The sequence below is a fragment of the Actinotalea sp. Marseille-Q4924 genome, from assembly GCF_916618755.1.
In the GTDB taxonomy this organism is placed as follows: domain Bacteria; phylum Actinomycetota; class Actinomycetes; order Actinomycetales; family Cellulomonadaceae; genus Actinotalea.
The window spans coordinates 718,487-732,235 of the sequence record NZ_CAKAKB010000003.1; the positions used below are offsets into that span (position 1 = coordinate 718,487).

Sequence of the window (13,749 nt, forward strand, 5' to 3'; positions counted from 1 at the left end):
GTGGGACGGCCGTCTCTCCTAGGGTCGGAGCCATGCCGAGCGACGCCCCCTGCCCTGCCCGAGCCCGCCGGTGGCCGCCAGGGGTGCCCGCGTGACCGGCCGTCTGGTGCTGCTGCGCCACGGCGAGAGCGTCGCCAACGCTGCGAAGGAGTTCACGGGGCGTGTCGACGTCGACCTCACCGACCGGGGCGAGGAGCAGGCCCGCCGCGCCGCGCGCCTCCTGTCCGAGGCCGGCCTCGTCCCCGACGTCGTCCTGACGTCCCCGATGCTGCGCGCGCTCCGCACGGCGCGCGCGGTGCGGGACGAGCTCGCCCTCGAGGTCGAGCTCACCGAGGAGTGGCGCCTCGTGGAGCGGGACTACGGGTTCCTCACCGGCATGCCCAAGGACGAGGCGCGCGACCGGCTCGGGGAGGAGCGGTTCGTCTCCCTCCGCCGGACGCGGCACGGCCTCCCCGGGCCCCTCGACCCCGCCGTCGCCGCGGGTCTGGACCTCTTCGAGGCCCGGGGCGCCGGCCTGGCGCCCGCGGGCCGGGGTGAGTCCCTGCAGGACGTCGTCGAGCGCGTCGCACCCTGCTGGTCCCATGCCCGCGCCCGGGTGACCGGGGGCGCCGTCGTCCTCGTCGTCGCGCACGGCAACTCCCTGCGGGCGATGTGCGCCGTCGTCGACGGGCTCAGCGACGAGGAGGTGCTGCACCTCAACCTGCCGCAGGCGCAGCCCCTCGTGTACGCGGTCGGCGGCGACGGCGTGCCGCGGCCGCGGGGTGGTCGCTACCTGGACCCCGCGACCGCCCACGCCGTCGCCGCCGAGATCGCCCGTGAGGGCGGCACCTGAGGCGTCGGGGACGTCAGGAGCGGACGGCGCCCGCCGCGAGGTGCGGGTGGTGGGCCTCGACGACGTTCGGGTGCGCCCGCACACGGCTCTTGAGGGCGTTGTACCCGTACTCGTCGAGGATCTCCTCGTCGTCGGCGTCCCGCGCCACCCCCGGAGCCCGCGCCGCGAGCTCCGCCGGCAGCGTCAGGCGGGGGAAGACGGCGTCGAGGGACGGGTTGTGGAAGTACGGGACCGAGACGCGGTCCGTGCCCGGCTCGGGCGCGAGGACGCGGTGCCGCGTCGCCTTGAGGTAACCGTCGGTGGCCCACTCGAGCATCTCGCCGATGTTGACGATGAGCGCCCCGTCCAGGGGCGGCGCGTCGAGGGCCTCGCCCTCGTACTCGACCTGGAGGCCGCGACGGCCCGGCTCGACGAGCAGCAGGGTCAGCACGCCGAAGTCGTTGTGCCAGCCGACGCCCTGGTCCGTGCCGCCCTCGACGCGCCCCGGGTACCGCACGACCTTGGTCAGCCAGGCCGGCGCGTCGCCGAACGCCGCGTCGAAGACGTCCGCCTCCTGGCCGAGCGACAGCGCCCACTCGCGCAGGAGCCGGTCGGCGACCGTGCCCATGAGCGTGGTCCACTCGTCGACGACGGTGCGCAGCGCCGGGAGGTCCTCCGGCCACAGGTTGGGCCCCTGGAGGACGTGGTAGGCGGGGTCGGCCGGGCCGGTGGGCAGCGCGGGCCGCTCCGGGCCGACGTCGATCTGCTCCCGCCAGTCGACCTTGCCCTGGGTGCGCTCGCCGCCGACGCGGGTGTAGCCGCGGAAGTGCGGGCTGCGGGTGTTCTCGATGGCGAGCTTCGCCTCGTCCGGCAGGGCGAAGAAGGCCCGCGCGGTCGTGATGAGCCGGTCCACGAGGACGGCGTCGGCGCCGTGACCGACGAGGTAGAAGAAGCCGTGCCCGTGGGTGGCCTCACGCAGCGCGGTGCGGAACGCCTCCGCCGTGGCCGGGTCGTCGGCCTGACGCAGGTCGAGCACCGGCAGGGCCGGCGGCTCGGTGGACCGGTTCGTGGGCGGGGGGGTGGGCCGGTGGGTGGGCCGGTGGGTGGGCAGGGCAGCGGGCAGTACGGAGTGCGGGTTCATGGGGGTGTTTCCTTCTGGTCTGCGGGGACGAGCTGGGTGTCGGAGCGGTCAGGCCCGACACAGACAGCTGTCCGTGCGCAGCAGGTCCACGTGGACGCGGCGCACCAGGACCAGAGACATGGCCACCAGCATAGGTGCCCGGCCCGGCGCGGGCGAGCGTCGTCTCACGCGTCCACGGACACGCGGACCTCGTGCCACCCCGTCGCGCCGTCCGGGACGACGTCCTGCCGCTCCTCGGTCTGGGTGCGGCCCGTGGTGTCGGTCGCGCGGACCCGCAGCACGTGCTCGCCGGGGGTCGCGTCCCAGGTCCAGGACCACTGACGCCACGTGTCGACGGAGATCGGCGCCGCGAGGTCGGCGGCCCGCCACGGGCCGTCGTCGACCTGCACCTCGACCCCGGCGATCCCGGTGTGCTGGGCCCAGGCGGTCCCGCCGACGGCGACGCGTCCGGCGGCCACCCGGGCGCCCGGCCGCGGTGCCTCGATCCGCGACGACGTCTTCACCGGCCCGCGCTCGGACCACCCGCGGACGGTCCAGTAGGCCTGGGCGTCCGCGAACCGGGTGACCTCCAGGTCGACGACCCACTTGGTGGCCGAGACGAAGCCGTAGAGCCCGGGGACGACCATCCGCACGGGGAAGCCGTGCTGCAGCGGGAGCGGCTCCCCGTTCATGCCGACGGCCAGGAGCGCGTCGCGGTCGTCGGTGAGGACCTCCAGCGGCGTCGAGGCGGTGAAGCCGTCGGCGCTGGTGGACAGCACCATGTCCGCGTCGGCGAGGGGGCGGGCGCGGGCGAGGAGCTCCCGGACCGGGAGACCGAGCCACCGGGCGTTGCCGATGAGGTCCCCACCCACCGGGTTCGAGACGCACGCGAGCGTGACGTGGGCCTCCACGAGCCGGCTCGCGAGCAGCTCGTCGAACGGGAGGCGGACCTCCTGCTCCACCAGGCCGTGCACCCGCAGCTCCCACGTGGCGGGGTCCACGCGGGGTACGGTGAGCGCGGTGTCGATGCGGAAGAACGCGTCGGCGGGCGTCACGAGGGGTCCGACGCCGGGGACGGCGACGCTCGCGGCGGCCGGGACGGGGGCCGCCGGACGCGCCGGTCGGGGCAGCCGCAGGGCGGTGCGGGCCGCGTCGACGGTGCGTCCCAGGGAGCCCACCGCGCTGCCGGCCGCACCGGCCAGGACGGCGGCGGCCGCGGTGAGGGCCGCGGCGCCCAGGAACGCCCGGCGGTCCGGCCCGGTCGGGACCGCCGGCCCCGCGGAGCCCCGGGTCCGTCCTGCCGCGAGGCCCACGAGCCGGCCGAGCGCCAGGAGGCCTGCTGCCGCGCCCACCAAGGACGGGACGGCCGCGAGCGGGCCGGCGGACGGTCGCGTCACGGCCGCCGCGGCACCGAGGAGGCCGATGGCCAGCACTCCCGCCCGGGCCAGGCCCGGCCGGGTCCGGGCGAGCACACCCAGACCGGCGGCGGCGAGCCCGAGGACGACGACCATGCCGACCAGGAGCGCCACCTTGTCCGCGACGCCGAAGGCCGCGATGGCCAGGTCCTTGAGCCAGGCGGGCGTGAGGTCGACGAAGGCGTCGCCGACCGCCGTCAGCGGCGTGCCGCGGGGCTCGAGGAGGGCGGCGGTGAGGTGGGCGGCGCCGAGCGTGACGCCTGCTGCGACGAGGCCGGCGACGGCGGACGGCCCGCGCGACCCGCGGCCGCTCGGCGCATCGACCCGATGGTCGACGGCGGGCGTCCCGGCGGCGTGCGGCTCCATGGTCACCTCGCTGCGTGGGCGGACGTCGTCAGCCGCACAACCCGCGGCCGCACTCCGGTGTTCCGCGCCCTCGCCGGGAGCTCTCAGCACCGCCCCGGCTCCGGGAGGCGGCGCCGGTGGCAGCATGGCCCCATGACGACACCCACCGATGACGGGACCGCCCCGGGGACGGCGGCCACGACGCCGTCGGCCGACGCCGCGTCCCCCCGACGCTCCGTGGAGATCGAGCGCACGGGACCGAGCACCTACGTGGCGCGCAACGAGCGCGGCGGCGAGCTGCGCGTCAGCGCGGCGGGCGACCCGGGCTTCACGCCGGTGGAGCTCCTCCTCGTGGCGTTGGGCACGTGCTCCGCGGTCGACCTCGAGGTGGCGGTGCGGCGTGCGGAGCCGGAGACGTTCACCGTCCGGGTCGACGCGGAGAAGGTCCGCGTCGAGGGCGCGAGCACGCTGCGGGACATCGAGGTGGCCTTCGACGTCCGGTTCCCCGAGGGGCCGGACGGTGACGCCGCCCGGACGGTGCTGCCCCGGGCGCTGCAGGTCTCGCACGACCGGTCCTGCACCGTCTCCCGGACCGTCGAGTCGGGCACGCCCGTGGTCATGCGGCTCGTCGACCAGCGCTGACCGTCGGCGTGCGCGCCGTCAGTCCGCGACCCGGCTGGCGGCGGGGGCCGGCGGCACCGCCTCGTGGGGCACCGGGCGCACCGTGAGCGGCAGCAGCAGCGCCAGACCCACACCGAGCACGAGCACGATCCCGAGGATGCCCCAGTACTGCGCGCCGGAGATCGCGATGAAGCTCGAGAAGGCCACCGGCGCGAGGAAGCTGGCGGCGCGCCCCGTGGTGGCGTAGAGACCGAAGATCTCGCTCTCGCGGCCCGGGGGGATGACGCGGGCCAGGAGGGACCGGCTCGCGGACTGCGCCGGGCCGACGAACACGGTGAGCAGCAGGCCGAACACCCAGAAGACCGTCGTGCCGCCGTCGTGCAGCACGAACACGGCGGTCCCCGCCACCAGGAGGCCGACGAGCGACCCGACGATGACGCGCTTCGGGCCGAGCCGGTCGTCGAGGAAGCCCGCGGCGAAGGTCGACAGCCCGGCGACGACGTTCGCGGCGATCGCGAAGACGACGACCTCGCTGGCGCTGAACCCGAACGTGCCGGACGCGATGACCGCGCCGAACGTGAAGACGCCGGCGAGCCCGTCGCGGTACACCGCGCTCGCGACGAGGAACCGCAGGGTCGAGCGCGAGTGCCGCCACAGCCCCGTGACGTCGCGCCACAGCGCGCGGTAGGACTCCGCGACGCCGAGCCGCCGTCGGGCGTCGTCGGCGGGCAGCTCCGGCACCGCGAGCAGCACCGGGGCGGCGAAGACGCCGAACCACAGCGCGGAGACGAGCACGGCGACCCGGATGTCCATCCCGTCCTCGGAGGTCACGCCGAACCACCCGACGTCGGGGTTGATGAAGCCCACGAAGAGGATGAGCAGCAGGACGATCCCGCCGACGTAGCCCGCTCCCCACCCGATCCCGCTCACGCGCCCGTACGACCGGGGCGAGCAGATCTGGGCCAGCATCGCGTTGTAGTTGACGGACGCGAGCTCGAACACGACGTTCGCCATCGCCAGCAGCGTGATGCCGAGCAGGAGGTTGAACGTCAGGGCGTCCTCGTCCGGCTCGACGAAGAACATCGCGGCCATGAGGACGACGACCACGGCGGTGTGGATCCCGAGCCAGCGCCGGCGCCGGCCGGCGTCGTCCGAGCGGGCGCCGACGACCGGGGCCAGGGCCGCGATGAGCAGACCGGCGACGGCGAGCCCCCAGCCCAGCCAGGCCGAGTGCTGCGCGAGCACGAGGTCGAGGGCGTCGGTGGCTGCGCCTCCGCCGTCGGGATCCGCCTCGGCGGCGCTGACGACGGCGGGGTCGACGAAGGCCTCGCTGGTGATCCACCGCGTGAAGACGAAGGTCGTCACGACGGCGTTGAAGGCGGCCGAGCCCCAGTCCCACAGCGCCCACGCGGCGATGCGACCGGGACGGCGGCCGGGGTCGGCGGCGCCCGGCGGCCGGTGCCCGCCCGTGCCGGGGGACGCGGGCTGCGGCGGGACGGCGTCGTCGCCGGCCGACCGGGGGTCTGGGCTCACGCGCGCAGCGTACGGCGCGGCGGTCCCGGCCGTCCCGCGCAGCGCCGGTCCGGACGGGAAGGACGCCGGCGTGCGTGCCGGGCGTCAGAGGAGGCCGAGCACGCGCGTCATCCCGAGGAAGAGGGCCAGCCCGACGGCGAGCGCGGCGGCGTAGACGCGCGCGGTGGCCGCGCGGAGGGAGGCCCGCAGCCGGAGCACCGTGGTCGGTCGCGGTGGGGGTGCGCCGAGGGCCGTCATCGCCCGGACCGCGGCCCCGGTCCGGTCCGCGAAGAGCTGCTCGGCGTGCCGACCCACCGACGCGGCCCGTGTGACGACAGCACCCGTCCCCGACCCGAGCTCGGAGACGAAGCCGGGGGAGAACGCCGTCGCAGCGAGCATCCCGAGGGCCAGCACGCCGATCCCGGCGGTGAGCAGGACGACGCTGCCCTCGCCGCGCAGGGCGGCGACCTCGAGGCTCCACAGCAGCACCGTCGCCAGCAGGCCGACGGCGACGCCCGCACGGGCCGGCAGGAGGAGCCGCCGGGCGGTCCGGCGGACGGCGCGCTCCGCCTGGCGCCGCGCCACGAGCACCGGGTCGGCCGGCGGGCCGGCCGGCCGGTCACCGTCGTCGGGACTCGGCCGGGCCGGGGGCGGCCCCGACGGCGGTCCCGCGGGCTCCCGAGCGGGCGGTGCCAGCTGCGCGGCGAGGCGCCCGACGAGTGGTCCGGGCCTGGTGGTGCCGGGGGCCGGCCGCGGCCCACCGGCGGGGAGGGACGCGAGCCACGTGTCGAGCTGCTCCGCCGTGTCGGCGGCCAGCGCGACGAGCATCCGGCGCTCGGCGGGCGACAGGTCGTCTCGTGCGGCCGCCTCGACGAGCGCGAAGCGCAGGGCGTCGGCGACGTCGTCGACCGCCCGCGCCAGGTCCGTGCTCACGGCGGCGTCAACGCGGACGGAGGAGGCGCTGTTCCGCGCCGACGGGCGGATCGTGGCGCCCACCTGCAGGGCCTCGTGATCGTCCTGGGTCGCGCGGCGCCCCTCGTCGCGCCATGATGCGGCGTACGTACGACCGATCGGAGCACCCGCATGAGCCTGCCGGGCACCCAGGAGCGACCCACACCGGGTCAGCGCCGGGCGACGACCACGACCGAGTGGGACACCCCCGTGTACGACGAGGTCGTCGCCGAGCACGGCGAGCCGCCGCGGAGCGTCCCCGGCCCCGAGGACGACTGACCCGCAGCGCCGGGCCCGTCGGCGCGACGGCTCGACGGCCGCGGATCAGCGCGGCACGGGGATCTCGGCCGAGCGGTCCCACGGCTCCGCCCACCCGAGCTGCTCCAGGACGGTGTCCAGGACCATCGCGGTGAACCCCCACACCACGTGGTCGCCGACGAGGAACGCCGGCGTGCGGTGGCGACCGGCCCCGACCGGGACGACGACCGTGCGACGGTGCGCCGGGTCGACGAGGTCCGCCACCGGCGCGCGGAAGACGTGCGCCGACTCCCCGCGGTCCACCACGCCCACGGGCGACGGCGCGTGCCACCACGCGATCACGGGCGTGACGAGGTGCCGGCTCACCGGGACGGGCACCGTGGCGAGGCTGCCGAGCACCTCGACGCCCTCCGGGTCCAGACCGGTCTCCTCGACCGCCTCACGGACCGCGGCCGCCTCGGGGGACGCGTCGTCGTCGTCGACGCGCCCGCCCGGGAACGCGACCTGACCCGGGTGGTGCGCCAGGTCGGGGGAGCGGCCGACGAGCAGGACGTCGAGGTCGGCAGGGACGGCCCCTGTCGCGTGCGACGCCGGCAGACCGTCGAGGACGCCGAAGAGCACCAGCACGGCCGCCGGTCGCAGCGGGCCTCGGTCGGGCCACCGGCCGACGGGCCAGCGGACCCCCCGGCCGGCCAGGCCGCGCAGCTGCGCGCGCACGTCCTCGTGGTCCCCGGCCCCCCGGTGCGGCCCCGACGTCGTCACGCGCCCGTCACCACCCCTGCGGCAGCGGCCGCCCCTCCTCGTAGCCGGCCGCCGACTGGATGCCGACGACGGCGCGCTCGGCCAGCTCCTCCAGCGTCCGTGCTCCGGCGTAGGTGCAGGCGGAGCGCAGCCCGGAGCTGATCTGGTCCAGCAGGTCCTCGACGCCGGGCCGCCCCGGCTCCAGGTACATGCGGGAGGAGGAGATGCCCTCCTCGTACAGCGCCTTGCGGGCACGCTCGAACGGGGACCCGCCGCGTGTCCGCGCGGCGACCGCCCGGGCCGACGCCATCCCGAAGCTCTCCTTGTACAGCCGGCCGTCCCCGTCCTCGTGCAGGTCGCCGGGGCTCTCGTGGGTCCCGGCGAACCAGGAGCCCACCATGACCTGGGACGCGCCGGCGGCCAGGGCGAGCGCGACGTCCCGGGGGTGCCGCACCCCGCCGTCCGCCCAGACGTGCGCACCCAGGGCGCGGGCCTGCGCCGCGCACTCCAGGACGGCCGAGAACTGCGGCCGCCCGACGGCGGTCATCATCCGGGTGGTGCACATGGCACCGGGACCGACCCCGACCTTGACGACGTCGGCGCCCGCCTCGACGAGGTCGCGCGTCCCCTCGGCCGTGACGACGTTGCCGGCCACCACGGGCACGGCCGGACCGAGCGCCCGGACCGCCGCCACGCCCTCGAGCATCTTGCGCTGGTGGCCGTGCGCGGTGTCGACGACGAGGACGTCGACACCCGCCTCCAGGAGCGCGGCGGCCCTGCCGGCCACGTCCCCGTTGATGCCGACGGCCGCGCCGACGCGCAGCCGCCCGTCGGCGTCGAGCGCGGGCCGGTACACGGAGGAGCGCAGAGCGCCGGTGCGCGTGATGACGCCGACGAGCCGGCCGTCGGCCACGACGGGCGTGAACCGCCGGCGCGACGTGTGCAGCCGGTCGAACGCCGCCTCGAGGCCGTCCGGGGCGGCGAGGACGTCGACGTCGACGACGGTCGGGTCGGCGCTCATCACCTCGGCGACCTGCGTGAAGCGGTCGACACCCGTGCAGTCGCCGGCCGTCACCACGCCCACCGGACGGTCGTCGCGCACGACGACGGCGGCGCCGTGCGACCGCTTGCCGATGAGCGTCAGCGCCGTGTGGACGGTGTCGTCGGGCCGGACGACGACGGCGGTCTCCACGACCGTGTGCCGCGCCTTCACGGAGGCCACGACGTCCGCGACGACGTCGACGGGGATGTCCTGGGGGATCACGGCGAGGCCGCCCCGGCGTGCCACCGTCTCGGCCATGCGCCGGCCGGACACGGCGGTCATGTTCGCGACCACCACGGGGATGGTCGTGCCCGTCCCGTCCGCGGTCGTGAGGTCGACGTCGAAGCGGCTCTCGACGTCCGACCGGGACGGGACGAGGAAGACGTCGCCGTAGGTGAGGTCGGACGTCGGGGTGTGGCCCGGCAGGAAGCGCATGGGGGCAGCCTAGGAGCCGAGGCCTTCCCGGCGGGCCGGCCGCAGGCCCGGCGCCGCGCGCCCGGCGACTCGGTGAGACCGCTGTGCCGTCGGCGAACAGCGCCGGGAGGCCCAGGACCGTCCGCCGTCCTCGCCCGTACGATGGCCGGATGTCCATCCTGGCGAGGATCAACGGCCCTGCGGACCTGCGGCGGCTGCGGCCGGCCGAGCTCGAGCAGCTCGCCGGAGAGATCCGCACGTTCCTGGTCGACAGGGTGTCGCGCACGGGCGGGCACCTCGGTCCCAACCTCGGCGTCGTCGAGCTGACCCTCGCGATGCACCGCGTCTTCGAGTCGCCGCGCGACACGATGGTGTTCGACACCGGGCACCAGTCCTACGTCCACAAGATCCTCACCGGCCGGCAGGACTTCGCCGACCTGCGCAAGCGCGGCGGGCTGTCGGGCTACCCGAGCCGGACGGAGTCGGTGCACGACGTCGTGGAGAACTCCCACGCCTCGACGGCGCTGTCCTGGGCGGACGGGATCGCCAAGGCCTACGCGCTGCAGGGCGCCGTCGACCGGCACGTCGTCGCGGTCATCGGTGACGGCGCCCTGACCGGCGGCATGGCCTGGGAGGCGCTCAACAACATCTCCGCCGGCCAGGACCGCCGCCTCGTCGTCGTCGTCAACGACAACGGCCGTTCCTACGACCCGACGATCGGCGGCCTGGCCCACCACCTCGACACGCTCCGCACGACGCGCGGCTACGAGAACGTCCTGGCGTGGGGCAAGCGCACGCTGCGCCGCTCCGGGCCCCCCGGGCGCCTGGCCTACGACGCGCTGCACGGCGTCAAGAAGGGCATCAAGGACGTCGTCGCCCCGCAGGGGATGTTCGAGGACCTGGGGATCAAGTACGTCGGCCCCGTCGACGGGCACGACCTCGAGGCGACGGCGCACGCCCTGCACCGCGCGAAGGCGTTCGGCGGGCCCGTGCTCGTCCACGTCATCACCGAGAAGGGGCGCGGCTACGTGCCGGCCGAGCAGGACGTCGCGGACCGGTTCCACGCCGTCGGCAAGATCCACCCCGAGACGGGCCTGCCCGTCGCACCCTCGCGGTTCGGCTGGACGTCCGTGTTCGCCGACGAGATGGTGCAGATCGGCCGCAGGCGCCACGACGTCGTCGCGATCACCGCGGCCATGCTCCAGCCGGTCGGCCTGGCGCCGTTCGCGGCGGAGTTCCCCTCGCGCGTGCACGACGTCGGCATCGCCGAGCAGCACGCCGTCACGTCGGCGGCCGGCATGGCGTTCGCGGGGCTGCACCCCGTCGTCGCCGTCTACGCGACCTTCCTCAACCGCGCGTTCGACCAGGTGCTCATGGACGTCGCGCTGCACCGCGCCGGCGTGACGTTCGTGCTGGACCGCGCCGGGATCACCGGCGACGACGGGGCCAGCCACAACGGCATGTGGGACATGGCGCTGCTGCGCATCGTGCCCGGGCTGCACCTCGCCGCGCCCCGCGACGAGCCGACGCTGCGGGAGGCGCTGCGGACCGCCGTCGACATCGACGACGCACCGAGCGTCGTGCGCTACCCGAAGAGCCCGCTGCCCGACCCGCTGCCGGCGGTCGACACGGTCGACGGGGTCGACGTCCTGGCCCGCCACGACGGCGCCTCGCCGGTGCTCGTCGTCGGGGTGGGCCCGATGGCGCACACCGCCGTCCAGGTCGGGCGACTGCTCGCTGCCGAGGGCGTGGGCAGCACGGTCGTCGACCCGCGCTGGGTCCTGCCGGTCCCGTCCGCCCTGGTCAAGCTCGCCGGCGAGCACGGGCGCGTGCTCGTCCTCGAGGACGGCCTGGTCGAGGGCGGCGTCGGGGCGCTGATCGGTCAGCGGTGCGCGGAGGCGGGTCTCGCGGTGCCCGTGCGCGCCGTCGGCGTGCCGCTGACGTTCCTCGACCACGCCACCATCGCGCAGATCGTCGAGGCGCTGCGGCTGCGGGCGGAGGACGTCGCCCACGACCTCCTCGCGGAGATCCGCGCGCAGTCCTGACGGCGGTGCGGCACCCGCGTGGCGCGGGCACAGGGGAGCGGCCGGCGGGGTGTGACCAGTCTCACCGTGCGCCGAGCCCGCCCGGGACGCCGACCAGCCGAAGGTCCCAGGTCATCCCATGACCTCGGACGTAGCGTCGTGAGCACCAGCCCGACGCTCCGAGGAGACAGCCCGATGGCCATCACGACCGACCGCGGCCCGGCGACCACCCCCCGCCAGGACGGCGACGCGTGGCGCGGCTACGTCCCTGGTCCCTGGCAGGACCGGATCGACGTCCGTGACTTCATCCAGCGCAACTACACGCCGTACACCGGTGACGCCGCGTTCCTGGCCGGACCGACCGAGCGGACCACGGGCATCTGGGACCGGCTGCTGGCGATGTTCCCCGCGGAGCGCGAGAAGGGCGTGTACGACGTCGACGCCACGACCCCGGCCTCGATCACCGCGCACGCGCCGGGCTACATCGACAAGGACAACGAGCTCGTCGTCGGCCTGCAGACCGACGCGCCGCTCAAGCGCGCGATCATGCCCTACGGCGGCTGGCGGATGGTCGAGGGTGCCCTGAAGACCTACGGCTACGAGCCGGACCCGGTCGTGGGGGAGATCTTCACGAAGTACCGCAAGACCCACAACGACGGCGTCTTCGACGTCTACCCGCCCGACGTCCGCGCGGCGCGCTCCTCGCACCTCATCACCGGCCTGCCCGACGCGTACGGCCGCGGGCGGATCATCGGTGACTACCGCCGGGTCCCGCTGTACGGGGTCGACGCCCTCGTCGCCGCCAAGCGCCTCGAGCGTGCCGAGCTGGACATGGAGCGGTCGACGGAGGACGTCATCCGCGAGCGCGAGGAGAACGCCGAGCAGATCAAGGCGCTCGACGAGCTCAAGCAGATGGCGGCGTCCTACGGCTTCGACATCTCCGGGCCGGCCCGCGACGGCCGCGAGGCCGTGCAGTGGCTCTACTTCGCCTACCTCGCCGCCGTGAAGGAGCAGAACGGCGCCGCGATGTCCCTGGGTCGCACCTCGACCTTCCTGGACGTGTACCTCGAGCGGGACGTCGCCGCGGGCGTCCTGACGGAGGAGCAGGCGCAGGAGCTCGTCGACGACCTGGTCATCAAGCTGCGCATCGTCCGGTTCCTGCGCACCCCCGAGTACGACGCGCTCTTCTCGGGCGACCCCACGTGGGTCACCGAGTCGATCGGTGGGATGGGCGAGGACGGCCGCACGCTCGTCACGCGGACCTCCTTCCGCTACCTGCAGACCCTCTACAACCTCGGCCCGGCGCCCGAGCCGAACCTCACGGTCCTGTGGAGCCACCAGCTGCCCGACGGGTTCAAGCGGTTCTGCGCGCAGGTGTCGATCGACACCTCGGCGATCCAGTACGAGTCCGACGAGCTCGTCCGCGACCAGTGCGGCGACGACGCGGCGATCGCGTGCTGCGTCTCGGCGATGAGCGTCGGCAAGCAGATGCAGTTCTTCGGGGCTCGGGTCAACCTCGGCAAGGCGCTCCTGTACGCCATCAACGGCGGCCGGGACGAGATCACCGGCAAGCAGGTCGCGCCGGCCTCGATGCCCGTAGGCGGCGACGTCCTGCGCTACGACGAGGTGTTCGCGTCCTTCGACCGCCTGCTCGACTGGCTCGCGCAGACGTACGTGGACGCCCTCAACTGCATCCACTGGTCGCACGACAAGTACGCCTACGAGCGCATCGAGATGGCGCTGCACGACCGCGTCATCCTGCGCACCCTGGCGTGCGGCATCGCCGGACTCTCCGTGGTCACGGACTCGCTCTCGGCCATCAGGTACGCGACCGTCCGGCCCGTGCGGGACGAGACGGGCCTCGTCGTGGACTACGTCACCGAGGGCGACTACCCGCTCTTCGGCAACGACGACGACCGCGCCGACGAGATCGCGGTGGACCTCGTGCGCCGGTTCATGGAGAAGGTGCGCCGCCAGCCGACGTACCGCGACGCGAAGCACACCCAGTCGGTGCTGACCATCACCTCCAACGTCGTGTACGGCAAGAACACGGGCAACACGCCCGACGGTCGCCGCAAGGGCGAGCCGTTCGCACCGGGCGCCAACCCGATGAACGGCCGCGACAGCCACGGGATGCTGGCGAGCGCGCTGTCCGTCGCCAAGCTGCCGTACGGCGACGCCGAGGACGGCATCTCGCTGACCTCGACCGTCGTACCGTCCGGGCTGGGCCGCACCCGCGACGAGCAGGTGACGAACCTCGTCGGGCTCCTCGACGGGTACAACGTGAGCTCCGGGTTCCACCTCAACATCAACGTGCTCAACCGCGAGACCCTCGAGGACGCGATGGAGCACCCGGAGAACTACCCGCAGCTGACGATCCGCGTCTCGGGATACGCGGTGAACTTCGTCCGGCTCACGCGCGAGCAGCAGCTCGACGTGCTCTCCCGGACGTTCCACGCGGGGATGTGATCGCGCCGCCGGTGCACCGGCGGCGA

11 protein-coding genes are annotated in these 13,749 nt (G+C 74.9%); 5 read left to right on the plus strand and 6 right to left on the minus strand.

All coding sequences use genetic code 11. The features are described 5' to 3' along the window. Positions 1 to 91 precede the first annotated feature (91 nt). Entirely contained in the window at positions 92 to 832 is a 741-nt protein-coding gene (locus LG379_RS10025; protein WP_225754405.1) for a 2,3-bisphosphoglycerate-dependent phosphoglycerate mutase, read from the plus strand. Between the two features lie 13 nt (positions 833 to 845). On the opposite strand, the gene LG379_RS10030 is transcribed toward LG379_RS10025, so the two are convergent. Beyond that, positions 846 to 1,952, minus strand: a complete 1,107-nt coding sequence (locus LG379_RS10030) for an isopenicillin N synthase family oxygenase (RefSeq protein ID WP_225754406.1) — start codon at positions 1,950 to 1,952, stop codon at positions 846 to 848. A gap of 164 nt (positions 1,953 to 2,116) precedes the next feature. Beyond that, complete coding sequence (locus LG379_RS10035) at positions 2,117 to 3,712, minus strand: molybdopterin-dependent oxidoreductase (RefSeq protein ID WP_225754407.1); 1,596 nt, start codon at positions 3,710 to 3,712, stop codon at positions 2,117 to 2,119. A gap of 132 nt (positions 3,713 to 3,844) precedes the next feature. Here LG379_RS10035 and LG379_RS10040 point away from each other — a divergent pair, with 132 nt between their 5' ends. Further along, positions 3,845 to 4,333, plus strand: a complete 489-nt coding sequence (locus tag LG379_RS10040; RefSeq protein ID WP_225754408.1) for an OsmC family protein — start codon at positions 3,845 to 3,847, stop codon at positions 4,331 to 4,333. Between the two features lie 18 nt (positions 4,334 to 4,351). Here LG379_RS10040 and LG379_RS10045 read toward each other — a convergent pair whose 3' ends face one another. Together LG379_RS10045 and LG379_RS10050 are read right to left on the minus strand one after the other, a co-directional pair. Then, entirely contained in the window at positions 4,352 to 5,845 is a 1,494-nt protein-coding gene (locus tag LG379_RS10045) for an MFS transporter (protein ID WP_370634490.1), read from the minus strand. 84 nt (positions 5,846 to 5,929) lie between these two features. Then, the gene (locus LG379_RS10050) at positions 5,930 to 6,757 is read right to left on the minus strand and encodes a hypothetical protein (protein WP_225754409.1); all 828 of its coding nucleotides are present in this window, start codon (positions 6,755 to 6,757) and stop codon (positions 5,930 to 5,932) included. Between the two features lie 150 nt (positions 6,758 to 6,907). On the opposite strand from LG379_RS10050, the gene LG379_RS10055 reads away from it, so the two are divergent. Further along, positions 6,908 to 7,054 carry a hypothetical protein gene (locus LG379_RS10055; RefSeq protein ID WP_225754410.1) on the plus strand — a complete coding sequence of 49 codons (147 nt, stop codon included), beginning with the start codon at positions 6,908 to 6,910 and terminating at the stop codon, positions 7,052 to 7,054. A 45-nt stretch (positions 7,055 to 7,099) separates the two neighbouring features. Here the strand turns inward: LG379_RS10055 and LG379_RS10060 are convergent, their stop codons facing one another. Both LG379_RS10060 and LG379_RS10065 read right to left on the minus strand, forming a co-directional pair. Beyond that, on the minus strand, positions 7,100 to 7,795 hold the full coding sequence (locus LG379_RS10060) for a CoA pyrophosphatase (protein ID WP_370634491.1): 696 nt from the start codon (positions 7,793 to 7,795) through the stop codon (positions 7,100 to 7,102). A 7-nt stretch (positions 7,796 to 7,802) separates the two neighbouring features. Beyond that, complete coding sequence (locus LG379_RS10065) at positions 7,803 to 9,251, minus strand: GuaB1 family IMP dehydrogenase-related protein (protein ID WP_225754411.1); 1,449 nt, start codon at positions 9,249 to 9,251, stop codon at positions 7,803 to 7,805. A 149-nt stretch (positions 9,252 to 9,400) separates the two neighbouring features. Here LG379_RS10065 and dxs point away from each other — a divergent pair, with 149 nt between their 5' ends. Then, on the plus strand, positions 9,401 to 11,275 hold the full coding sequence (gene dxs, locus LG379_RS10070) for a 1-deoxy-D-xylulose-5-phosphate synthase (RefSeq protein WP_225754412.1): 1,875 nt from the start codon (positions 9,401 to 9,403) through the stop codon (positions 11,273 to 11,275). A gap of 174 nt (positions 11,276 to 11,449) precedes the next feature. Continuing rightward, entirely contained in the window at positions 11,450 to 13,723 is a 2,274-nt protein-coding gene (pflB, locus tag LG379_RS10075; RefSeq protein WP_225754413.1) for a formate C-acetyltransferase, read from the plus strand. Positions 13,724 to 13,749 lie beyond the last annotated feature (26 nt).

Bases quoted from the DNA above. Each gene is read 5' to 3' on its own strand.
- LG379_RS10055 (WP_225754410.1), top strand. From the start codon at position 6,908: ATGAGCCTGCCGGGCACCCAGGAGCGACCCACACCGGGTCAGCGCCGG.
- pflB (WP_225754413.1), top strand. From the start codon at position 11,450: ATGGCCATCACGACCGACCGCGGCCCGGCGACCACCCCCCGCCAGGAC.
- LG379_RS10065 (WP_225754411.1), bottom strand. From the start codon at position 9,251: ATGCGCTTCCTGCCGGGCCACACCCCGACGTCCGACCTCACCTACGGC.
- LG379_RS10040 (WP_225754408.1), top strand. From the start codon at position 3,845: ATGACGACACCCACCGATGACGGGACCGCCCCGGGGACGGCGGCCACG.
- LG379_RS10030 (WP_225754406.1), bottom strand. From the start codon at position 1,952: ATGAACCCGCACTCCGTACTGCCCGCTGCCCTGCCCACCCACCGGCCC.
- dxs (WP_225754412.1), top strand. From the start codon at position 9,401: ATGTCCATCCTGGCGAGGATCAACGGCCCTGCGGACCTGCGGCGGCTG.
- LG379_RS10035 (WP_225754407.1), bottom strand. From the start codon at position 3,712: ATGGAGCCGCACGCCGCCGGGACGCCCGCCGTCGACCATCGGGTCGAT.